Raw genomic sequence first — 22,022 nt, 5'->3', positions numbered from 1 at the left:
ATGACTGACCGAGTGCCCGCCACCCGCCTCGTGGTTGGCCTGTGCATGGTCGCGGCCACGCTGAGCGCAGTCGCTTGTGCGGGCGTGACCGCACCGACCCCGGGGCAGGTCCCTCGGACTCCAAGCCCCTCACCGCAGAACGCCTCGGCCGAGTCGCCCTACCGCCCGATCGAAGGCTTGCCCGAGGGCACGATTCTCCATGTACCGACCGGGGTCGAGTTGACCCGGCCCCAACTCTTCGACCTGCTCGCCGGCGCCCGCGTCGTGTACGTCGGCGAATCGCACGACAACCTGCGGCACCACCGAATTCAACTCGACATTCTGCACGAACTGAGCGAACGGTTCCCCGGCCAGGTCGCGGTCGGGATGGAAATGTTCCAACGTCCCGCGCAGCCGGCGCTCGACCGGTGGACTCGGGGCGAACTGAGTGAGAAGGAGATGGTGTCGCTCTGGTACGACAACTGGACCGAGGACTACGGGTATTATCGGGAGATCGTGGAATTTATCCGGGACCACCACGTCCCGCTGGTGGCGCTCAATGCCTCCCAGCGCACCGCCCACGCGCTCTCCGCGGGGGGCCCCGGGGCGCTGTCGCCCGAGGACCGGGCCGCCTTGCCGGATATCGACACCGAAGATCCCTACCACCGGCGGCAGATGGAGGCGGTCTTCGGCGCACACGCCCACGGCGCGGGGTTCGACCCGTTTTACCGGACCATGCTCCTGTGGGATGAAACGATGGCCCAAACCGTGGCCGAGTTCGTCACGAGCCCGCAGGGCCGCGACAAGCGGCTGGTCGTGTTCGCGGGGGGAGGCCATGTGGCCTACGGCTTTGGAATCCCCCGGCGCGCGTTCCGACGAGCGCCTGTTCCCTACCTGACGGTCCTTCCTGAAACGGACGTCGCCTTGGCGCCCCTCGACCGGCCCGACGCGGTGATGAACGTGGAGTCGATCGAGATGCCCTTGCCGGTTGCGGACGTGGTCTGGACGGTCGGATACGAGACGCTGCCTCCCGGAGTTCGACTGGGGGTGCGCGTTGAGCCTCACGAGGGCGGCGTGGTGGTCACGACCGTCCAGCCGGACTCCGCGGCGGCGCGTGCGGGCCTTCGCGAGGGCGACGTCATCCAGTCGTTCGACGGCGAGTCCGTGCGCCTGCCGATGGACGTGGTGCGACTGGTGCGCTCGCACGCGCCGGGCGATCAGGCCCGCCTCACGGTCAGTCGCGGGCAGGAGACGCTCACCGTGGACGTGTCGTGGCCAAAATAACGGACCGCGTCGAGCCCGACGAGCGACCCGACGCGCCGGCCGGCGCAGCCTTCCATGTGTTCCTGATTTCCGACGCCACCGGCGAAACGGCCGCTCGCATCGCGGACGCCGCGCTCTCCCAGTTCGACGGCCGCAACGTGGTCGTGATCCGTCGCCCCCACGTTCGCAGCGAGGAGCACATCAAGGCCGTGGTCCGCGAGGCGCAGTCGGTCCATGGAACCATCCTTCACACGCTGGTCTCCTCGGCGACGCGCGCCCGCATGGTGGAGCTCACCCAGCTGCACGGGGTGCCGGCGATCGACTTGATCGGTCCGCTCCTGGCGCACCTGGAATCGTTTTTCGGCTCGCGCCCCAAGGCCAAACCCGGCCTGCTCCATCGTATGGACGAGGAGTACCTCAAGCGCATCGAAGCCGTGCAATTCACGGTCCAGCACGACGATGGTCGGAATATCCAGACCATCCACCAGAGCGACATCGTCCTGGTGGGCGTTTCCCGGACCGGCAAAACGCCGCTTTCCATCTACATGGCGCAGTACGGCTGGAAAGTCGCGAACGTCCCGATCGTGTTCGGCGTTCCGCCGCCCAAGGAACTGTTCGCCATCGACCCCGCCAAAGTGGTGGGACTGACCATCTCCCCGGATAAGCTCCTCATGGTCCGATCCGCGCGCGCGAGAAAATTCGGACACCACGATCTGGCCTACGCGACGGACGAGGGCATCGCGCAAGAACTGGAGTATTGTCGCTCGCTCTTCACGGCCAACCGTGGGTGGCGGGTGCTCGACGTCACCACCCGAGCGGTGGAGGAGGTCGCCGCCGACATCTTGAGCGCGCTGCCGCGCCCGGTCGGCGGCCGCGCGACCACCGGCTCCTCGCTCTGAACGGGGCCTGATCCCCCTCCCCTCTACGCACGCGCCCGTCGCAGGCGGTCAATTCTGTCGATTGACAAGCGCGTAAGCCCTTCCCTACAATGCTCCACTCGGCGCTGCGGCCACCCGACAGGGGTAGCCGCCTTCTCTCCACATTCGGACCTCTGAACGTTAAGGAGACCCCTGCGATGTCGCAACCGGAGATCGAATCCGTTCTGACCGAACGCCGCGTGTTCAAGCCCAAGGCCGCATTCAGTCGCGCGGCCCACGTCAAAAGCCTGAAAGAGTACGCCAAGCTCGCCAAACAAGCGGAGAAGAATCCCGAGAAGTTCTGGGGCGACCTCGCCAAGGAATTGTTCTGGTTCAAAAAGTGGAAAAAGGTGTTGGAGTGGAAGCCGCCCTTCGCCAAGTGGTTCATCGGCGGTCAGACCAACGTGGCGGTCAACTGCCTGGACCGACATCTCTACACGTGGAGGCGGAACAAGGCGGCGATCATCTGGGAAGGCGAGCCCGGCGACACGCGTACCCTCACCTACCAGGACCTCTATCGCGAAGTGTGTCGGTTCTCGGCCGTCCTCAAACAGCTCGGCGTGCAGAAGGGCGATCGCGTCGCCGTTTACATGCCGATGATTCCGGAATTGCCGATCGCGATGCTGGCGTGCGCCAGGATCGGCGCCACCCACAGCGTGGTGTTCGGCGGGTTCTCCGCCGAGGCGCTCAAGGACCGCATCAACGACGCGCAGGCCAAGCTGGTGGTGACCGCGGACTCCGGCTATCGCAAGGGCGCCGCCGTGCCGCTCAAGGAGCAGGTGGATCGGGCGCTCGAGCAGTGTCCCTCCGTGACCAAGGTCGTCGTCTGCCGCCGCACCGGCGCCCCCGTCGCCATGAATCCCGAACGGGACGTCTGGTGGCACGACGTCATGCGCGACGCGCCGATGCGTTGCGAAGCCGAGCCACTGGACTCCGAGCATCCCCTCTTTATCCTGTACACCAGCGGGACCACCGGCAAACCCAAAGGCATCGTGCACACCACGGGCGGGTATCTGCTGGGCGCCGCGATCACCACCAAGTGGGTGTTCGACCTCAAGGACGACGACACGTTCTGGTGCACCGCCGACATCGGCTGGGTCACGGGCCACAGCTACATCGTCTACGGGCCGTTGGCCAACGGGGCGACCGTGGTGATGTACGAAGGCGCGCCGACCCATCCCCAGCCCGATCGCATGTGGGAGCTGGTGGACAAGTACCGGGTCACGGTGTTCTACACCGCCCCCACCGCGATTCGCGCGCTGCTCAAGCTGGGCGACGAGTGGCCCAAACGCCACGATCTCAAGAGCCTGCGACTGCTCGGAACCGTGGGAGAGCCGATCAACCCCGAGGCTTGGATGTGGTACCACCAAGTCATCGGCAAGGGCCGCTGTCCCATCGTGGACACGTGGTGGCAAACCGAAACCGGCGCGATCCTGATTACGCCGCTCCCGGGGGCCACGCCAACCAAGCCCGGTTCCGCGACCAAACCCTTTCCCGGAATCGCGGCCGAAGTGGTCACCAAAGACGGGCGTCCGACCAAACCCAACGAGGGCGGGTATTTGGTCATCACCAAACCGTGGCCCTCGATGCTGCGCACGATCTACGGCGACCCCGAGCGCTACAAGAAGCAATATTGGAGCGAGATTCCCGGCGTGTATTTCACGGGCGACGGCGCGCGACGCGACAAGGACGGGTACTTCTGGATCATGGGGCGGGTCGACGACGTGATCAACGTCGCCGGCCACCGATTGGGGACGATGGAGATCGAGAGCGCCCTGGTCAGCCATGAGGCGGTCGCTGAAGCGGCCGTGGTCGGCCGCCCCGATCCGGTCAAGGGAACCGCGATCTGCGCGTTCGTCACCTTGGAGCACCTGCACAAACCCTCGGACACCCTGCGCGACGCGTTGCGCGCCCACGTGGTCAAGGAAATCGGCGCGCTGGCTCGGCCGGACGACCTGCGATTCACCGACAACCTCCCCAAGACCCGCAGCGGCAAGATCATGCGCCGCCTGCTGCGGGACATTGCGGCCGGCAAGGAAACCCTCGGCGATGTGACCACGCTGGAGGACCTTGCCGTGCTGGCCCGGCTCCGGCAGGATGAGGAGTAAGGTTTGATTCCCCACCGACGATTGTTTATCATGGATTGTCTATGAAAATTGCGATCGGCAGCGATCACGCGGGTGTCGGGCTCAAGGACCGGATCGGCGCTCTCTTGGCCCAACTCGGCCAATCCGTCCAGGACCTGGGCACCAACGGCATCGAGCCGGTGGACTACCCCGTTTTCGGCGCCAAAGTCGCCGAGGCCGTGTCCACCGGTGCAGTCGACCGCGGCATTCTGGTGTGCGGCTCCGGGGTCGGCATGTCGATCGTGGCCAACAAGTTTCCGGGGGTGCGCGCCGCCCTGTGCTCCGACACCCAGATCGCGCGCAGCAGCCGCGCACACAACGATGCCAATGTGTTGGTCCTCGGAGAGCGCGTGCTCGACGCGGACGGCGGCCTTGAAATCGTCAAGGCCTGGCTGGACACGCCGTTCGACGGCGGCCGCCACGCTCGACGCCTGCAGAAGATCGAAGAACTCGAACGCCGCTTTCACCCTCGCCCCGAGAGCGAATCCATGTCCGTATTGAAGACCGTTGATCCCGAGGTCCACGAGGCGATCCAGTCCGAAGCCCGCCGCGAGGAGGACAAGATCATCCTCATCGCGTCGGAAAACTACGTCAGCCGCGCCGTGCTGGAGGCACAGGGCTCGGTGCTGACCAACAAATACGCCGAGGGGTATCCCGCCAAGCGGTACTACGGCGGGTGCGAATTCGTCGACCGGGCCGAATCGTTGGCCATCGAACGGGCCAAAGCCCTCTTTGGCGCCGACCACGCCAACGTGCAGCCGCACTCGGGCTCCCAAGCCAACATGGCCGTCTACCTCGCGATGCTCAAACCCGGCGACACGGTCATGGGCATGAACCTCGCCCACGGCGGGCACTTGACCCACGGCAGCCCCGTCAACTTCTCGGGATTGCTCTTTCGGATCGTCTCGTACGGCGTCGGCAAGGACACCGGGCTCATCGACGACGATGACGTCGAACGGCTCGCCACGGAACACCGTCCGAAGTTGATCATCGTCGGAGGAAGCGCCTACGCCCGTATTCCGGACTTCAAACGTTTTCGCGCGACCGCGGACAAGGTCGGCGCGTGGCTCATGGCCGACATCGCGCATCCGGCCGGCCTCATCGCCGCCGGACTGCACCCCAACCCCGTGCCCTACGCCGATTTCGTGACCACCACCACGCACAAGACCCTCCGCGGTCCCCGGGGAGGCATGATCCTGTGCAAAGCGGCACACGCCAAGGCCATCGACAAGGTCATGTTTCCCGGCATCCAGGGCGGCCCGCTCATGCACGTCATCGCCGCGAAAGCGGTGGCGCTCAAGGAAGCCATGTCGCCGGACTTCTCGACCTATCAGCGCGCGGTGCTGGAAAATGCGCGAACGCTCTGCCGCGCCCTCAAGTCTCGGGGGTATGACATCGTGACCGGCGGCACCGACACTCATCTCTTCCTGGTGGATCTGCGGTCGAAGGGGCTGACCGGCAAAGACGCGGAAGCGTTGCTCGATGCGGCCGGCATCACCCTCAACAAGAACGCGGTTCCGTTCGACGACAAGCCGCCAGCCATCACCAGCGGAATCCGGATCGGAACCCCCAGCGTGACCACGCGCGGCATGGGTGTCGCGGAGATGGACCAGATCGCGGCCATGATCGATCGCGTGCTGACCCATAAATCCGATCCCGCGGTGATCGCCGAAACCAAGGCTGCGGTCCAAAGCCTGTGCGAGCGCTTTCCCGTTTACCGAGGGCGCTAATCCTGGGCCGAACCGGCGAATCGGTGAACGGGTGAATCGGAGTTACCGCGAAGCGCCCATTCTCCGGTTCACCCCCTCTCCCATTCTCCGTTTCCTTTCTCGGTGTCACTGATGCGGTGCCCCTACTGCGCCGAGCAAGAAGACAAGGTCGTGGATTCCCGCGTCAGCCGGGATGGAATCCTCATTCGACGTCGCCGGGAATGCCTCGGCTGCCACCGGAGGTTCACGACGTACGAGCGCGTCGAAGACGTGCTGCCGGTCGTGGTCAAGAAAGACGGGCGCCGGGAGCCTTTTGATCGCGGCAAGATTCTCCAGGGACTCAAGAAAGCGTGCGAAAAGCGCCCGGTGCCGGTGGCGGTTCTCGAAGAGATCGCCGACCGGGTGGAGAAACGCGTCCAAGAATCCGGCGAGCCCGAAGTTTCGAGCCGCGTGATCGGGGAAGACGTCATGGCCCAGCTGCATCGGGTCGACCAAGTGGCCTACGTGCGATTCGCCTCGGTATACCGGGAATTCAAAGACGTCACCCAGTTCATGGACGAACTCGCGACCCTGCTCAAACACGAACGTCATCCCAACGAGAGGTTGCCTTCCTGAAGCGGCGAGCGCGCTCCACCGGTCCGATCCGCGCACGGCTGGCCGTCGAGCCCCGCGTCACCCCGCCGACGCGCCCTCGCGTGCCCAAGCCCAAGACCCGGCGGATCCCCGCCGATCAGATGATCCGCGTCGCGATCATCGGAGCCGGGCGGGGCGGCACATCCCTGATCCGTATGCTCCACGACGATCCGCTCGTGACCATCGTCGGCGTGGCCGACTTGGACGCTCAGGCGCCGGGAATGCAACTGGCCCGTCGGCTCAAGATCCCCACGACCTCCGGCTACCGTCGCCTGCTCAAGCTCCCTTCCGTGGACACCATCATCGACGTGAGCGGCAGCGACGAGGTCGCCGAGGCCCTGCTCGAACTCGATCGGCCGGAAGTCGCGGTGGTCGGCGGTCCCGGCGCCAAGTTCATGTGGCAGTTGATCGAAGAGCGGATTCGGAGCAAACACGAGCTCGAGCGGCATCTGCACGAGTACCAGTCCCTCTATCGCCTGTATATGAAAGAGGTCCGCCACGCGATCAGCGAAGAACGGACCAGGATCGCGCTCGACATTCACGACGGACTCGTGCAGACGCTTGCCGGCTTGAGTTACAAGCTCGACCTATGCCGCGAGTTCCTCTCCCTTGATCCGGCTCGTTGCGAGCACACGCTCCGTGAGACCCAGGAGGTGCTCAAGAGCGCGATCGAGGAAGCCCGACAGGTCGTGTTCAATCTGAAGCCGCTGCACTTCGAGCGGCTCGACCTCCATACGGCGCTCAAACATTACGTGAAAACCTACTCCAAGCAGTACCAGATCCTCACCTCCTTCAGCTTGCGCGGAAGCGAACGGGCCTTGTCGGCCAAGACCAAAATCTTTCTGTTCCGGATCATTCAAGAAGCTCTCTCCAACGTCCAAAAACACGCGGGCGCATCCCGGGTCCACGTTCGCGTCGCGATCGAATCGTCCCGACTCACCGCCACGGTCCAAGACGACGGCCGGGGGTTCGATCTGCAGGAGGTCTCGGCCAATCCGGAGAAGTGGGCATCGATGGGCCTCAAAGGCATGACCGAGCGCGCCAGGTTTCTCGGCGGGCGCGCGCGCATCGAAACCAAGCCGGGACAGGGGACGACGATCTCGGTCGAAATCCCGATGAAGGCTCAGGAGTAAGGAGGTCCTTGCCCGTGGCGAAAAAAATCCGGGTGTTGATCGCGGACGACCACCAGGTGGTGCGCGACGGTCTCTCGGCCATCCTCCAGACCAAAGACGACATCGTGGTCGTGGGAGAAGCCAAAGACGGCGTCGAGGCTGTCGAGAAGACGCGCCAACTTCAACCCGATGTCGTGCTGATGGACATCAGCATGCCGCGGATGAACGGCGTCGAAGCCACCCGGCGGATCAAGGAGCAGTGCCCAGCCGTCCGCGTGGTGGTGCTCACCATGTACGAGGAAGATGAGTATATCTTCGACCTCGTGAAGACCGGAGTCGCCGGCTACCTCTTGAAGAATTCGGACTCCGCGCAGATCGTGAAGGCGATTCGCGCCGCAGCCAAAGGGGAGTCTTTTTTACACCCCACCATCGCCGGCAAGATCCTCACCGAGTTCTCCCAACTGGCCGAAGGACGCGGTCGGAAGACGGCCAAAGGGAAGAACGACCTGACCGAACGCGAACAGGGCGTGCTCCAATACATCGCCGAGGGCAAGACCAACAAGGAGATCGCCAACGCGCTCTCCATCAGCGAAAAGACGGTCAAGAACCACGTCCGCAATATCTTCCACAAACTCGACGTGTACGATCGCACCCAAGCCGCGATCCAGGCGATCCGCCGAGGGATCATTCGCATCGACATGCCGAAATAGAGGTTCATGGACGAATCCGTCCGCCGCTTTCTTCAATACCTCTCGGTTGAAAAGGGCCTGGCGCCGCTCACGCTGGAAGCCTACGGCCGCGACCTGGGACGACTCATTGGATTGCTTGGTGACCAAGGCGTCACGGCGTGGAGCGGGGTTGAACGACAGCATCTTCGCGTCTGCCTGACCGCGCTCCACCGCGACGGACTCTCCCCCCGGACCATCGCGCGGACCGTCACGGTGCTGCGCGGTCTCTATCGGTTTCTGCTCGACGAAGGACGGGTTGCGGCCGACCCCACGGCCTCGATCGAGTCCCCCCGCGGCGCGCTGCGGTTGCCTAGGTCGCTGCCCACGGGCGACGTGGAACGATTGCTGATGCACTCCAGGGGCACCGCGCCCCCGCACCTCCGAGATGAAGCGATGATCGAGTTGCTCTACGCCACGGGCATGCGGGTCTCCGAACTCGTCTCGCTGACCCTGCGGGACATCAACCTCGAGGTGGGGTACGTGACGCCGTTGGGGAAGGGTTCCAAGGTCCGGATCGTGCCGATCGGCGACGCCGGGCGCGAGAAGTTGACTCGTTATCTGAACGGCCCGCGCGGGGTGCTGCTGGCCGGCCGCGACTCACCGCACGTGTTCATCAGCAATCGCGGCGAGGCCATGACGCGGCAGCGGTTCTGGCAGATCCTGCGGGAGTATGCGCGCGCCGCGGGCGTCACGGTGAAGTTCTCACCCCATACGCTGCGCCACTCGTTCGCGACCCATTTGCTCACGCGCGGCGCCGACCTCCGCTCGGTCCAGGCCATGCTCGGGCATGCGCAGGTCACCACCACGCAGATCTACACGCACGTGACGCGTGAGCGCCTCAAAGCTCTCCACGAAAAACTCCACCCGCGGGGATGACTCTCCCCCTTTGAAAAGGGGGGCACGGGGGGATTTGCTTTTCTCCCCTAGAACTCGAAGCGCAATCCCGCGAGATACGTAACCCCGCCGAGGTCGATGTCGCTGCCGCCGGTTCCCGGCGCCTCGGCCTTGGCCCACTGGGCTTCGAGACGGAGGTACGACCGCACGACGCCGTAGTCTTCTCTCAGGCCCGTCGCCGAAGACGGGTCCAGAGCGTTCAACAGAATGTCGAACCCTCCCCGCCCGACCCAGCCGTTGGCCCCGCCGCTGATGGTGTCGTTGTCACCGACTTCCAGGCGGTATGAGACGTGGCGGTAGCCGGCGCCGACGAACGGGACGAACAACTGCGCCGGATCGAACCGCAGGCGGTACTCAAGGCCGACGGTCGTTGGTATGAGCGTCAGCTCCTGCTCCTCGATGCTCGGTTGGCCGGTAATCGCTCCCTTCGCAAAGCTGCTGGCTCGGAAGTAGCTGACCTCTGCAGCGACTGACCACCGCAGCGACAGGGCGTATCCGGCGGAGAGGTCCGGCACCAGGCCCCCACGATCATCGTAGTTGTCCTCCCAATCCTCGGTGGCCGGAAGGAAGTACCCCACTGAGAGGCCGACGGTCCAGGGGTCTTCCACCGCTGTCGCCTGGCCGGGTAATCCGCAAACAACACCGGCCGCTAACACAGCCCAGCGCAGCCAGCCGAGCCTACACACTCGCGGCTCCGCGCAGCTTCACCAGGACAAACCGCACCGAGAAAGCAGCCAGCCCAACTACCAACAAGATCAGCCACCACGGTCCGTACACCACCATCCAAGCCAGGCCGACAAGAGGCCAAAGCAGGACCCTGACCACGAGGCGCAAGCCTTCCGACGATCGAATCACATCTGCGAACGGCGGGCTCCAAGTCTCATACAAACGGATCACAACACGACCCGACGCATAGGGACGGAGGTAGTGTTCTCGGAACGCCCGCAGGATGTTCACCTGGGGCGCCAACGGCGACCCGTACGCCGCCGTGGCGATGAAACACCCGCCCTTGTCTTCCAGCGGTGGGAACGCCACCACTGGCTGCGGAGTACTCGATACCTCCGGGGAAAGACCGCTGAAGGCGGGCGTGCCGTACACGACCGGATCGGCGGCTTCTGAGAGCTCGCTCACACCCACCGTAACCGTGCCCGACACGTCCCCGTACACTGATCTGACCGCCGTATAAAATGTCGGCTGGTTCACCGCACGCACGGCGAAGTAATACGGTGTGCCATTGCTGAGGTTCTCGACGGTCTGGGTGGGCTCTGAAGGGTTGAAATTGGGTGTTCCAGGCACAATGGAACCTGGCGTCGTCGCCACATATACTTCATACCTCGTGGCTCCCGATACGGCCGGCCAATCAAGTTGCACCTTCGAGTCTCCAAAACGTGCGGTGGGTGCTGAGGGGTCAGCAGGCGCCGTTCCAGTATCCACCAACGAGCCCACCACCACTGAACACACCGGAGGCGGGTCCGAGGAGACCGCGCATTGCCCGGCAGCATTGGTGACCGGCGTGGTCACGGCGTAATCAGGATTCGGAGCAGACGGAGCGGATGACAGCACAAGATATCCCTGCACCTGATAATCAAGATTCCTTGTCCACGAGACCGTGCATTCAGCCGCCGGAGAACTGACACAGGTGACGGAGGGCTTCCCCGGCGGAAATGGTACGTCCGTCTGTGAGGTCAACCCTCCATAAGCCCCCAGGTCAATATCCGGATCGAACGGCTCAATGGCAGGCGATCCTTCTTGGAGGTGAAAGTCGTTGTTGTCGCTGTCGACGAACCTCGGGTCGGTGCTACCACCCTCAGTGTCTACCTCATTCTCTCCATGCTCGCCGCTGATTCCGCTCGGGTCGAAGAGGTTAAACTGAGGCAGGGTGGCTCCGGGCACCGTAAAGAACGAAATGCCGATTCCCGATACAATTGAGAAAATGTTGTTCCTGATAGGGATTGTCGACGTCGGACAATCAATGCCATTGGTCACCCGAAAAAACGTGACATGGTCGACGGAAGCCGTTGTTGTTTGGACATCACAGCGAATCGCGGTTGAGGCAAACGTGATCACAAGGTTTCTGAGGACTATGTTGGCGGAGTTATTGATCCGCACCCCGGTCCCCGCCGTCCTCAGGATGAGTCCCTCCAGGGTGACAGTGGTGGAGGCCCCGCCGATATCAACCAAGGGGTTGCTGGAGGACGCCGCCTGGATAAACACTTTGGCCCCGTCGTCGCCTCGGATGGTCAGCGACTTTGAGATCACCAGGTTTTCCGTGTAGGTTCCCGTAGACACCTCGATGACATTACTCGAGTCGTCGTTGTTTTCAGCCAGTGTGATGGCTTGGCCAATTGTTCTTGCGTCTTCGCCTGGCACCTGGAAGGTCTCCCCGAAGCTGTGCGTTGCCGGGAGCGCAAACGCCAGGCAGAAGACGAAAGCCGCCGGTCGAATGATGCGACGGGTCAACCCCAGGGCCGACATGATGCCTCAGTAACTGAGGAGGGAGACGACGTGCTGGTCTTTGAGCTTGTCACGTCCACGGAGTTCCACCAGCTCGATCAGGACGGCGACGCCAACGACCACGCCGCCCAGTTCGCCCACCAGGTGGACCGTGGCGGCCATGGTACCGCCAGTGGCCAAGAGATCGTCGACGACAAGGACTCGCTCGCCGCGGTCGATCGCGTCCCGGTGGATGGCCAAGGAACTGGACCCGTATTCCAGCTCATAGGTCTTTTCATAGACCTCGGCCGGCAGTTTGCCGGGCTTGCGAACCGGGACGAACCCCACGCCCAATTGCAGCGCCAGCGGAGCGCCCAGGATAAACCCTCGCGATTCGATCCCGACGACCTTCTGAATGCCTTCCCCGCGGTAAAACTCCGAAAGCCTGTTGATCACGCGGGCAAACGCCTGCGCATCACGCAACAGGGTGGTCACATCGTAAAACAAGATGCCCGGTTTGGGAAAGTTCGGGACTTCCCGAATTTTAGCCTTGAGGTCCATGCACCGCTCTGGGAGGGGACGGTTAAATGATTTCGTCGGCCGTGATGCTCTTTTTCCCGATCACGCCGCGAAGCTTGGCGAGCGCACCGGCCTCGATCTGGCGAACCCGCTCTCGGGTGAGACCAAAGACCTTGCCGATTTCTTCCAAGGTGTGGGGTTCGTCGCCGTCGAGGCCGAACCGCATGACCAGCACTTTCTGCTCGTTGGGCTTCAGGACCTTCATCCACCGAATGATGTCCTCGCGTCGCCTGATCCCTTCCGCGGTCGTGGCCGGCGACACTTGAGACGTATCTTCGATGATGTCTTTGAGCGTCGTCTCCTGCGCGGTCCCGATCGGGCTCTCCAACGAGTAGGTCTTGCGGATCAACTGCTGGAGTTGGACGACTTCATCGACCGGAATCCGCAGGCGCCGGGAGATCTCCTTGGCGTCGGGATCCCGATCGTACTCCTGCATGAGCGCATCCACGGCCTGCAGGAAATGGTTCACTTTTTCGACCACGTGGACCGGCAGACGAATCAACTTGCTCTGGTTGATGATGGCGCGCTCGATCGACTGCCTGATCCACCATGACGCGTAGGTGGAAAACTTGAAACCGCGCCGATAGTTGAACTTCTCGACCGCTTTGATCAGACCGATGTTCCCTTCTTCCAGGATATCGGAGAACGGGAGGCCTCGGTTGATGTAGCGTTTCCCGATGCTGACGACGAGCCGCAAATTGGACTCGATCATCTGCTCGCGGGCTTTGGCGTCACCCTGCTCGATCAGTTTGGCGAGGCGTTGCTCGTCGGCGAAGGTGAGCAGCGTGGAGCGGCGGATTTCCTTGAGGTAACTCTTGACCGCGTCCATGCCGCCGCTGGGCTCGGACTCGGCCTCGTTCTCAATAACGGTCTCATGGGCTTCGAACTCGACGTCGTCGTTTCCGCTCCGCTCGCCGTCGTCTTCGTCGAGTTCGGCTTTGAGAGGAAACGTCTCGTCGGTCGCCGCCTCCGGCGCTTCGACGGGTTCGTCGTCGAGCGTAACGTCTTTAGCTTTGCGTGGCCGCTTGGGAAGAACCGCCTTTCGAGATTTGGGATTAGGCAACGCTGAACCCTCTCGCCCCTGACGAACCCGTCTGCCACCTGACATCGACCGACTCGACGCGCGCCGCGCTGGGGCCGATCCGCAGCCGTCCGATGACCGTTTCGATTACTTCGCGGGAGCCCTCCAGTCGCACCTCGACCCGCCCGTCACGGAGGTTCTTGGCGTGACCGCTGAGGCCCAATCGATTCGCCTCCGCCGCGGCGAAGTTCCGGTAGCCGACTCCCTGGACCCGCCCGGTGACGTGGACAGTGGCTTGGTAGACCTTGGTGTCGCTCATCTCGTCACGGGCAAATCGGGGTGAGAGGATTTGAACCTCCGACACCCAGCTCCCGAAGCTGGTGCGCTACCAGGCTGCGCCACACCCCGTCCTCGTTCGGTTAGTGCCACGACTCCAGCCGCATTCCGTGGGCTTCAGCGACGCCGGAATGCACCACCCGGCCGTGATACACGTTCAGCCCGGCGCCCAGGGTCGGATCCTGGGTCAGCGCCGGCTCAATGCCGCGTTCCACCAACTTCATCACGTACGGCAGAGTCATCGCGGTCAACGCCTGCGTCGACGTCCTCGGGACGGTCCCGGGCAAGTTGGCGACGCCGTAATGGATCACGCCGTGCGCCGTATACACCGGGTCGGCCTGCGTGGTTTTCCGCGCGGTTTCGACGCAACCACCCTGGTCGATCGACACGTCGACGATCACCGATCCCTTTCGCATCTGCCCCACGGTTTGCGCCGACACCAAATGCGGCGTCCTCCCCCCGGAAACCAGCACCGCTCCGATCACAAGATCGGCCTGGACCACGGCGTTGTGAATGGTCTCAGGGCTCGCGACGAGCGTCGTAATGCGGCCTCCGAACAAATCGTCCACCGACCGCAGGCGATTGGGATCCTGCTCCAGCACCGTGACCCGCGCGCCCATGCCAACCGCCATCTTCGCCGCGCTGGTCCCAACCACGCCGCCCCCCAGGATCGTGACCCGGCCGCGCTCCACGCCGGGGATGCCGGACAGCAACACCCCGCTGCCGCCGTTGGTCTTCTGGAGATACGACGCCCCGATCTGCACTGCCAGGCGTCCGGCGATATCGCTCATCGGCCGCAGGAGCGGCCGGACGCCGTCCGCCAGCGTGACCGTCTCGTACGCGATCCCCACGACCCCCGCCGACAACAGCGCGTCGGTCAACCCGCGATCAGCGGCCAGATGCAGAAACGTGAAGAGGGTTTGCCCCTTCTGGATCCACGGGTACTCTTTGGGGAGCGGCTCCTTGACCTTCACGATCAAGTCGCACATCTTGTACACGGCTTCCGTTGAGGCGACCAGCATGGCTCCCGCCTCCTCGTAGGCCCGATCGGAAAACCCGCTTCCCTCCCCGGCCCCACGTTCCACGAACACTTGAGCCCCAAGGTGGGCGATCGCGCGAACTCCCGCCGGCGTCATCCCCACCCGGTACTCGTGCTCCATGATCTCACGCGGAACGCCGACTTTCATCGCGCCCCCCACACGGACGTCCTTGTCCGAATCGAGCTAAAGTACCAGGTCGGCCCGCGAAAAGTCAACGGAAAGTCGGCGTTGCTTCGCCACGTGAGAAGTGGCCCGCGGCCTATGGTCATGGCCGCCACCGGGCAGCGCGCTGCACGTTGCTGCGCCACGCGAGCAGTGGCCTGCGGCGCTATCGTCACGGCGCGCCACATCGTGGCGCGCTGCGCGTTGCGTTGCCACGCGAGCAGTGGCCTGCGGCGCCATCGTCACGGCGCGCCACATCGTGGCGCGCTGCGCGTTTTGACAGTGCATCGACTCGGGGCGTAGAATCCTTCAATCGTTGAGAGGCCGGAGCAATGCAATCCGAAGGACCCACCACCCCCTTTGTAACCGTGGCATGGCACAGCGGCCGCGTTCGCCTGCTCGATCAGCGCCGTCTCCCGGAGGAGACGGTGTACATCGAGTGCGACGACCACGCGGAGGTCGCGGACGCGATCCGCACCCTTGCGGTCCGCGGCGCGCCCGCGATCGGAATCGCGGCGGCCATGGGTCTGGCCCTGGGGGTGAAGACGCTCTCCCCCGGCTCGCCCGACGAGATCCAGAGCGGCCTGGCGAAGATCGCCGACGAACTCGCCGCAACCCGGCCCACGGCCGTCAACCTGTTCTGGGCTCTGGACCGGATGAAGCGGGTGGCGGCCAGCCACCGGCACTTGGACCACGGCGCCCTGGTTCGTCGCCTGACCGAAGAAGCTCAAAGCATCCTTGAAGAAGATGTCGCGATGAACCGCACCATGGGGGCGATCGGCGCCGGGTTCATTCACGATGGGGATACGGTCCTCACCCACTGCAACGCCGGCGCGCTGGCCACCGGCGGGTACGGCACTGCCCTCGGGGTGATCCGCGCCGCGTGGAGCAGCGGCAAGCGTATTCGGGTCGTGGCCGATGAAACGCGGCCGGTGTTGCAGGGCGCGCGGCTGACCGCGTGGGAATTGATGCAGGACGGCATCCCGGTGACGCTGATTACCGACAACATGGCGGGAGCGCTGATGCGGCAGGGGCGCATCCGGGCGTGCATCGTGGGCGCGGATCGCATCGCCTCCAACGGCGACGTCGCGAACAAGATCGGCACCTATGGCGTGGCGGTGCTCGCCCGCCACCACGGCTTGCCGTTCTACGTGGCAGCGCCCACCTCCACGCTCGATCTGTCCTTGCGCTCGGGCGCAGATATCCCCATCGAGTCCCGGAATCCCCGCGAGGTCACGCACGTCAATGGGCAAGCTTCCGTGGCGCCCGCGGGAGTCGCGGTCGACAACCCCGCCTTCGACGTCACGCCCGCGGAATTGATCACCGCGATCATCACGGAAAAGGGCGCCTTCCGGCCGGAGGACATTCGGCGCCTGGGCGGCGAGGAGTCAGCCCTCGCGCCATACCGTCTCGCGTAGTTCCCAACATCTTGAACCGTTGCTCAGGCCGCCTTCAGTTCCGAGGTGCACTGCGGACAGCGCGTCGCCTTGATCGGCACCGCCGAAATGCAGTGTGGACAGGTCTTATTCGTCGGCGCGGGCGGCGGACCAGCCTCTTGTCGCTGCAACCGGGCGAACTGTTTGACCAAGAAAAAGATCACCGCCGCGACGATCAGGAAATCGACCACCGAGTTGATGAACATTCCGTAGTTCAGCGTCGGAGCGCCTGCGGCCTTGGCGGCCTCGAGCGTTGGATACGTGGTCTCCGAGAGGTTCACGAACAGGTGAGAAAAATTGACCTTCCCGACGATCAACCCGATCGGCGGCATCAGCACGTCGCTGACGAGCGACGATACGATCTTCCCGAATGCCGCGCCGATGATGATTCCCACCGCCATGTCCAGGACGTTCCCACGCAGCACGAAGGCTCTGAAGTCTTTCAGCATCGTCCCCTCCTTGGGTTGAGTTGATCTGACGGGTAGGCGAGTCGCGGCTGGGAGATGGATCGACCCCGGGATGGTGAATCAGAGAAACCGTTCAACCAGGATCAGCAACCACACGAGTCCCGCGTTGACCAGCGCGACCAAGACAATGGCGGACCCCACGTCTTTGGCTTTCTTGGAGAGTTCGTGGCGATCCGGTCCGATGCGGTCCACCACCGCTTCGATCCCCGAATTAACCAACTCGGCGATCAGAACGAGAAATAAGCTGCCGACGAGCAGCGCGCGCTCAACGCCACTGCGCCCCAGCCACAGCGCGAGTGGAGCAAACGCGACGAACACCACCAGATCGACGCGAAAGGCCCATTCGGTCCTCCACGTCGCCTTGAGGCCATCGATTGAGAAACCGAGGGCTCGAATCACCCGTCTCACCGCTCCGGTCGGCTCGGGTTTGTAGCCAAGCCACGACGGTCGGACGCGATCGGAAGGGCCGGGGCCGGTCACCGCCGTTTCAGGTCCCAGTCCGGTATGTCGTCATAAGGCGTGGCTCTGGGGTGCTGCGGATGCTTGTGAGGGGACTAGGATAGCACAGTGGACTGCTGGTCCGCTATGTGGAACTATTGACTACACCGTGATTTGTATGATCCGCCCTTCCGATGGGACCCCCTGCTTGGTGAGAATGAATAACATGTAGTGCCCCGGAGGCGCCAGGTTCCTGTTCGAGGGCACGGCAACCTGCAATCCCCCTGCTGTCTGAGAAAATGACAAGCGGTTGATCCGTTGATTCTGATCGAACCCGTGGGTCACCGAGGGGAGTCGTATCCAATGGACGTTCTCGATCTCAACGGCAACCGAGGTCTCCACGAAGAACTTTTCACCGTACGTCACGGCTGAGGGAGTTGCGCCGATGGTCGGCCGCTTCCCTTTAAAAAGATAGGGTGGCGAAAATATTTCAAAGGTGGGATGCGCATGCGCCTCTCCCGACGACGTCGGTTGCCCTCCCCCTCCGACCAATACCCGTCCGTCCGGCAGAAGCAAGGCGTTCGAGTGATACACCCGACTCTCCTGCATCTCCGCGAGAAGGGTCCACGTCTCAGTCTGCGGATCCCACAACTCCGCGGCGTGCACCGCGCCGGTCGCGTTGTTGAAATCTCCTGACATCGTCCCGCTCGTTACCAACACCCGACCGTCCGGAAGGATCGTGGCCGTATGATATTTCCGCGGGTACGCCATTGGAGCGACGTATCGCCACGCGGGAGACGGCACATTGAGGTCGATGATTTCGGCCGTACTTGTCGGCGCATGCGGACCTTCTTCGTCGTCATCGCCGCCGACGACGAGAACCCTGCCGTCGTCGTACATCACGGACGATCCTTCAAACCGCGCACCGTAGTTGTTCTCCGCAACGGGAATCCATTGCCCAGTCCCGGAGGTATCGAGGTACTGGGTGATCTGGTTCGGACCCGCGTTGAACACCCATCCGACCGAGGCTAGGTACATGAATGGATACAAGGGGAGCGGCAACTGGGCTGTGCTGAGGTCCCTCCATGTACCGCTCGCCGGTTGCCACACCTGGGGCAATTCGTTCACAACTCGCGACGGGACATCGGTAATTTCCCCTGACACCACGAGCACGTCGCCGTTTGCCAGTGTGGTGTTCGTGGGATACCAACGACCAGCATTCATATCGGGAAGGGGTATCCACGAATCTGTAAACGGATTATACATACCAGCCTTTTGGAGACCGACCAAATCCGAAATGTGTCCGCCCGTGACAAGCAAGTTCCCATCGGCCAAGAAGGAATGGCCGCTGCAGAAGATATCGTATCCTGGAGGAGTCGCGGTTCTGATTGTTCCTGTCGTCGGATTCCACAGGCGTGGATAGGGATCTCCGATGTCGCCTCTCTGCCAATACATGACTTCCCCGGTGGGAAGCGCGTGCATGTCGATAGGAAGTACCTGCGCATCAAGGACCGGACTCCACTCGCCAACGGTCCCTCGCGGGTCCGCGTCCACGTCTGATCCATCGCCGGCACAGGCATGCATGAGGACGCCGATCAGACACACAACCGCGCGCACGCAAGCTTTGTTCATGGGAGTCTCTGTGTCACTGAATTGGTTGGATGGATCGCGGTTCTGTTCAAGAGGCGGGGCTGGATGAGTCGGGTGGAGTCATCGTCACTTCAGATTCCAGTCGTGGTACCACCTCAGATAAAATTGAAACCTGTTGGAACGTTCCTCCAATTCCGGATATTGCTCCCAATAGTAGTCCACGCCAAGATGCCACGGCGAGCGACGGAGTTCCGCACCGAGTGCTGGTCCGTAGGCGTTATAGAACTCCTTGTTGTTTTCTCGAAACCGGTACCGCAGTTCCGCGAACGTATTCACCTTCAAGTCTCCAGGCAACGTGGTCCAGTCGATCCCTTGATTGACGTAGCCTATGATACCGGGTCCCGCAATGTCGGCTTTTTCATACGAGGCTTGGCCCCATGTAGAACCCGGTAGGCCCTCGAAACCGAATGCCGACCTCATCCCACCAGCAACAGTGCCCATCATAATAACCACCAAGCTGACCACGAGCGGTCTAATACTGGTACGCCATATCACGTGTGTACCTCCAAATGGTCCATCCGTTGGCATCGCGAGCCTGCGCATGTTCGCGACGCTCACCGCCATTGCACAGGCCCCGTCCCACCCCAGCACCCTGCTTCACAATCAGCCTACGAACGCGCCCCCGCCGCCGACCCCGGATCGGGACGATTTGGCAAATTCGATCCAGCTCAAGAGAAAGGGACTCACCCGCTCTTCGAGTTGGACGCCTGCGCGCACAGGCAGACCCTTCGGAGCTTTCCACACGATTCGCCCTCGAAGCGTCAGCACGTCGGAGCCCGGGATCAACCGGACGGAACAGACCTCGGGAACGGACCCGGTCAGATCTCGGAGTCGAATGAGGAGCCCCGCTTCGCTGATATTCTCTGTGGCTCCTGAGAGCACCATGTCTCGTGATATCACTTCACACGGAATCTCCACTGGGCTTCGAGGATCTCGCCGACGGAACGATTGGATGTCGCGGCCGAAGGCGTGGAACAGCGAGGTTCCGAGCCAGAGGAACGATCTCCACGCACTCGTGTCGACGTGCGGGCGCCCTGCCCATATTCCTGGATCGCTGTACATCTGGAGAATCACGTGTCGCAATTGTGATTCAGAGAGCTCTCGGAACTCAATTCCCACGATCGCCCGCTGCTTGTCCAACAAGTCGTTGCGAACCACACGCCCGCTGACCGCGGTCCGCTCGCCGGCGGCGTCGATTAATCTAACTTCCACCGCTTCAGGAAGAGAACGTGGTTGACTATGGAGGAGACGGATTCCTGCTTCGCTCAGATCGACCACCCGGGCCGGCAGAACAACGCTGTCCGCTAGGAGTTCACACGAAAACTCTCGCTCCAACCTGGGTGCGGTCCGGCGCTGCGGCCTCTCGCGAGCGACGGCGGCAGCCGCGGCGCACACGAGTAGATTGTATCCGGCCCACAATAGACTGACCACGATCGCCGAGTCAGCCGCACGCCATTTGAAGAGCTCGACCAGGCCAAAGCCGATACCAGCGGCCAACGCCCCGGTTAGAACGATGTATGGGAGACTCGGCAGAAAGCGAAAGACCGATCGCGACGAGCGGATCCCCTTGGGGGTGACGTGGAACACCGACCTGCGCCTGAACAGAACCGATCCAATCAGCGTCCCTGTCAAGTAAAACGACATCACGGTTTCATAGACGTCGGCCCAGAACGGGTTGCAGAAACCCCGCGTCATGGCGGAGAACGCCACCAGAGTTCCCACGTATGCAGTCAGATAAAGGGTCAGCAGCGTGAGCGGATCGGCATAGATGATGTACTGCCCGAACAGGAGCAGCGCCAAAGGGGCCGCAATGTACACCAACCGAGCCGGTCCATGCAGGAAGTAGTACATCGAGGCGAAGTAATCGATGCGTTGGACGAGCGTGAGTCCTCGAATCAGCAGCGGGTTGTGCCGCGACAGGAAAATCTGAAACGCTCCGCGAGCCCATCGTTGACGTTGTGTCAGGAAACTGGTGTATGTTTCGGGAGCGAGACCGGACGTCAGGACCTTGTTGAAATAGATCGACCGGTATCCTTTGGCGTGAAGCAAGAGGCTCGTATGGATGTCCTCGGTCACCGAGTCCGTCGCAAATCCCCCGATCTCCTCTAGATACCGCCGCCGAAATATCCCGCCGCTTCCCGTGTAAAACGCAGAGTTACGGCCGTCTCGTCCCGGCTGGACCACGCGGAAAAACAGATCCTGCTCATTGACGAGTTTGTCCTCCAGGCGAAGATTGCGTTGGAAGATATCCGGGTTGGAGAAGTGATGCGGCGTCTGGACGAATGCGACCTTGGGGTCATCGAACGCACCCAACGTTTCTTTCAGGAACGTCCGGACCGGAATGTGGTCGGTATCGAACGTGACCACGATTTCACCGGCCGACTGTGCCAATGCGTGGTTCAAATTACCGGCCTTGGCGTGAACGCGGGTCGATCGACTCAGATAGACGCACCCTAACGATGCGGCCAGCAGGCGAGTCTCTTGACGTCCGCCGTCGTCCAGGACATAGATCTTCCTTCGGTCGGCCGGGTATTCCATGGCCAGGCAAGCGACCAACGTACGTCTGAGCACTTCAACGGGTTCATCAAAAATCGTGACGAAGACGTCCACGGAAGGACAGCGATCTACGTCGACCGGAGGGATCGTGCGTTGAGTGGGTTTGAGAATCTGCAGATAGAAGAATAGGGTCCCCCCGAATCCATAGAGTTCGGCCAAGAACAACGTGAGACTTAAACCGAGACCAATCGGCTCCTCGGTATTGAGCGTATAGAGGCCACGCCAGACCAGATAGCGGACGCTCAAGACGAGGCTGATCGCGACAATCACCCATTGCAGCCGTGATGGTCCGCGATACCGGGCCACGAGGATCAGCAGGGCCGCTAACGCCACCCCAGACACCACCACGTCGAGCAGCGTCACCGGACCGCCCATCAATGCCGATCGCCAGAACTCGCTGGCGGACGGACTCGTCGAGTCCGCGCCCCACACTGTCATGCCGACCGGGACAAGGAAGACCGCGATAACAAACACTCCGGCGACCAGGCTCCATCCCAAACTTGGGACGGCCTCGTACCAGACCATAGCGCGTGGTCGCTTGCG

General features: G+C 62.8%; 20 protein-coding genes and 1 tRNA gene. 9 read left to right on the top strand and 12 right to left on the bottom strand.

All coding sequences use genetic code 11. The features are described from left to right. From AB1451_12685 to xerD, 8 genes are all read left to right on the top strand, one after another. The gene (locus AB1451_12685; protein MEW6683760.1) at window positions 1-1,263 is read left to right on the top strand and encodes a ChaN family lipoprotein; all 1,263 of its coding nucleotides are present in this window, start codon (window positions 1-3) and stop codon (window positions 1,261-1,263) included. Beyond that, window positions 1,251-2,141, top strand: a complete 891-nt coding sequence (locus AB1451_12680; GenBank protein MEW6683759.1) for a pyruvate, water dikinase regulatory protein — start codon at window positions 1,251-1,253, stop codon at window positions 2,139-2,141. Before AB1451_12685 ends, AB1451_12680 begins: the two co-directional genes overlap by 13 nt. A gap of 176 nt (window positions 2,142-2,317) precedes the next feature. Then, window positions 2,318-4,267: an acetate--CoA ligase gene (acs, locus tag AB1451_12675; GenBank protein ID MEW6683758.1), complete on the top strand. Its 1,950-nt coding sequence runs from the start codon at window positions 2,318-2,320 to the stop codon at window positions 4,265-4,267. A 41-nt stretch (window positions 4,268-4,308) separates the two neighbouring features. Next, on the top strand, window positions 4,309-6,015 hold the full coding sequence (gene rpiB / locus AB1451_12670; protein MEW6683757.1) for a ribose 5-phosphate isomerase B: 1,707 nt from the start codon (window positions 4,309-4,311) through the stop codon (window positions 6,013-6,015). 111 nt (window positions 6,016-6,126) lie between these two features. Continuing rightward, window positions 6,127-6,609 carry a transcriptional regulator NrdR gene (gene nrdR / locus AB1451_12665; protein ID MEW6683756.1) on the top strand — a complete coding sequence of 161 codons (483 nt, stop codon included), beginning with the start codon at window positions 6,127-6,129 and terminating at the stop codon, window positions 6,607-6,609. A gap of 80 nt (window positions 6,610-6,689) precedes the next feature. Beyond that, window positions 6,690-7,760, top strand: coding sequence for a histidine kinase (locus AB1451_12660; GenBank protein MEW6683755.1), 1,071 nt, complete (start codon window positions 6,690-6,692; stop codon window positions 7,758-7,760). Window positions 7,761-7,774: 14 nt separating this feature from the next. Further along, window positions 7,775-8,449: a response regulator transcription factor gene (locus AB1451_12655; GenBank protein ID MEW6683754.1), complete on the top strand. Its 675-nt coding sequence runs from the start codon at window positions 7,775-7,777 to the stop codon at window positions 8,447-8,449. Window positions 8,450-8,455: 6 nt separating this feature from the next. Next, entirely contained in the window at window positions 8,456-9,343 is an 888-nt protein-coding gene (gene xerD, locus AB1451_12650) for a site-specific tyrosine recombinase XerD (GenBank protein MEW6683753.1), read from the top strand. A 47-nt stretch (window positions 9,344-9,390) separates the two neighbouring features. Here xerD and AB1451_12645 read toward each other — a convergent pair whose 3' ends face one another. The 7 genes from AB1451_12645 to ald all read right to left on the bottom strand — a co-directional run bounded on the left by AB1451_12645 (window position 9,391) and on the right by ald (window position 14,917). Next, a complete protein-coding gene (locus AB1451_12645; protein ID MEW6683752.1) occupies window positions 9,391-10,017 on the bottom strand; it encodes an outer membrane beta-barrel protein in 627 nt (208 codons plus the stop codon). Window positions 10,018-10,039: 22 nt separating this feature from the next. Beyond that, window positions 10,040-11,836: a fibronectin type III domain-containing protein gene (locus AB1451_12640; GenBank protein MEW6683751.1), complete on the bottom strand. Its 1,797-nt coding sequence runs from the start codon at window positions 11,834-11,836 to the stop codon at window positions 10,040-10,042. A 6-nt stretch (window positions 11,837-11,842) separates the two neighbouring features. Continuing rightward, window positions 11,843-12,355, bottom strand: coding sequence for an adenine phosphoribosyltransferase (locus tag AB1451_12635; GenBank protein ID MEW6683750.1), 513 nt, complete (start codon window positions 12,353-12,355; stop codon window positions 11,843-11,845). Between the two features lie 22 nt (window positions 12,356-12,377). Further along, a complete protein-coding gene (locus tag AB1451_12630; GenBank protein ID MEW6683749.1) occupies window positions 12,378-13,436 on the bottom strand; it encodes an RNA polymerase sigma factor RpoD/SigA in 1,059 nt (352 codons plus the stop codon). Next, window positions 13,429-13,713 (bottom strand): acylphosphatase, encoded by a 285-nt coding sequence (locus AB1451_12625; GenBank protein ID MEW6683748.1) that lies wholly within the window; start codon window positions 13,711-13,713, stop codon window positions 13,429-13,431. The genes AB1451_12630 and AB1451_12625 overlap by 8 nt, the downstream gene beginning before the upstream one ends. A 15-nt stretch (window positions 13,714-13,728) precedes the next feature. Then, window positions 13,729-13,802 (bottom strand) — tRNA-Pro (locus AB1451_12620). 11 nt (window positions 13,803-13,813) lie between these two features. Further along, window positions 13,814-14,917: an alanine dehydrogenase gene (ald, locus tag AB1451_12615; GenBank protein MEW6683747.1), complete on the bottom strand. Its 1,104-nt coding sequence runs from the start codon at window positions 14,915-14,917 to the stop codon at window positions 13,814-13,816. Window positions 14,918-15,264: 347 nt separating this feature from the next. Between ald and mtnA the strand changes: the two genes are divergently transcribed. Then, window positions 15,265-16,350 (top strand): S-methyl-5-thioribose-1-phosphate isomerase, encoded by a 1,086-nt coding sequence (gene mtnA, locus AB1451_12610; protein MEW6683746.1) that lies wholly within the window; start codon window positions 15,265-15,267, stop codon window positions 16,348-16,350. Window positions 16,351-16,373: 23 nt separating this feature from the next. Here the strand turns inward: mtnA and mscL are convergent, their stop codons facing one another. From mscL to AB1451_12585, 5 genes are all read right to left on the bottom strand, one after another. Beyond that, the gene (gene mscL, locus AB1451_12605) at window positions 16,374-16,817 is read right to left on the bottom strand and encodes a large-conductance mechanosensitive channel protein MscL (protein ID MEW6683745.1); all 444 of its coding nucleotides are present in this window, start codon (window positions 16,815-16,817) and stop codon (window positions 16,374-16,376) included. A 78-nt stretch (window positions 16,818-16,895) separates the two neighbouring features. Further along, entirely contained in the window at window positions 16,896-17,243 is a 348-nt protein-coding gene (locus tag AB1451_12600; protein MEW6683744.1) for a diacylglycerol kinase, read from the bottom strand. Window positions 17,244-17,435: 192 nt separating this feature from the next. Beyond that, the gene (locus tag AB1451_12595) at window positions 17,436-18,905 is read right to left on the bottom strand and encodes a galactose oxidase-like domain-containing protein (protein ID MEW6683743.1); all 1,470 of its coding nucleotides are present in this window, start codon (window positions 18,903-18,905) and stop codon (window positions 17,436-17,438) included. An 84-nt stretch (window positions 18,906-18,989) separates the two neighbouring features. Next, window positions 18,990-19,343 carry a hypothetical protein gene (locus tag AB1451_12590; protein ID MEW6683742.1) on the bottom strand — a complete coding sequence of 118 codons (354 nt, stop codon included), beginning with the start codon at window positions 19,341-19,343 and terminating at the stop codon, window positions 18,990-18,992. Window positions 19,344-19,526: 183 nt separating this feature from the next. Next, the gene (locus AB1451_12585; protein MEW6683741.1) at window positions 19,527-22,004 is read right to left on the bottom strand and encodes a glycosyltransferase; all 2,478 of its coding nucleotides are present in this window, start codon (window positions 22,002-22,004) and stop codon (window positions 19,527-19,529) included. Window positions 22,005-22,022: the final 18 nt, after the last annotated feature.

Source organism: Nitrospirota bacterium (assembly GCA_040757335.1).
Taxonomy (GTDB): Bacteria; Nitrospirota; Nitrospiria; order 2-01-FULL-66-17; family 2-01-FULL-66-17; genus JBFLXB01.
This window is presented reverse-complemented; position numbering and strand designations above follow the sequence as displayed.

Excerpts from the sequence above, each read along its gene's own strand:
- AB1451_12595 (MEW6683743.1), bottom strand. The coding sequence starts at position 18,905 with ATGAACAAAGCTTGCGTGCGCGCGGTTGTGTGTCTGATCGGCGTCCTC.
- nrdR (MEW6683756.1), top strand. The coding sequence starts at position 6,127 with ATGCGGTGCCCCTACTGCGCCGAGCAAGAAGACAAGGTCGTGGATTCC.
- AB1451_12640 (MEW6683751.1), bottom strand. The coding sequence starts at position 11,836 with ATGTCGGCCCTGGGGTTGACCCGTCGCATCATTCGACCGGCGGCTTTC.
- AB1451_12625 (MEW6683748.1), bottom strand. The coding sequence starts at position 13,713 with ATGAGCGACACCAAGGTCTACCAAGCCACTGTCCACGTCACCGGGCGG.
- AB1451_12635 (MEW6683750.1), bottom strand. The coding sequence starts at position 12,355 with ATGGACCTCAAGGCTAAAATTCGGGAAGTCCCGAACTTTCCCAAACCG.
- ald (MEW6683747.1), bottom strand. The coding sequence starts at position 14,917 with ATGAAAGTCGGCGTTCCGCGTGAGATCATGGAGCACGAGTACCGGGTG.
- mscL (MEW6683745.1), bottom strand. The coding sequence starts at position 16,817 with ATGCTGAAAGACTTCAGAGCCTTCGTGCTGCGTGGGAACGTCCTGGAC.
- AB1451_12590 (MEW6683742.1), bottom strand. The coding sequence starts at position 19,343 with ATGAGGTCGGCATTCGGTTTCGAGGGCCTACCGGGTTCTACATGGGGC.
- xerD (MEW6683753.1), top strand. The coding sequence starts at position 8,456 with ATGGACGAATCCGTCCGCCGCTTTCTTCAATACCTCTCGGTTGAAAAG.
- AB1451_12585 (MEW6683741.1), bottom strand. The coding sequence starts at position 22,004 with ATGGTCTGGTACGAGGCCGTCCCAAGTTTGGGATGGAGCCTGGTCGCC.
- rpiB (MEW6683757.1), top strand. The coding sequence starts at position 4,309 with ATGAAAATTGCGATCGGCAGCGATCACGCGGGTGTCGGGCTCAAGGAC.
- AB1451_12685 (MEW6683760.1), top strand. The coding sequence starts at position 1 with ATGACTGACCGAGTGCCCGCCACCCGCCTCGTGGTTGGCCTGTGCATG.
- mtnA (MEW6683746.1), top strand. The coding sequence starts at position 15,265 with ATGCAATCCGAAGGACCCACCACCCCCTTTGTAACCGTGGCATGGCAC.
- acs (MEW6683758.1), top strand. The coding sequence starts at position 2,318 with ATGTCGCAACCGGAGATCGAATCCGTTCTGACCGAACGCCGCGTGTTC.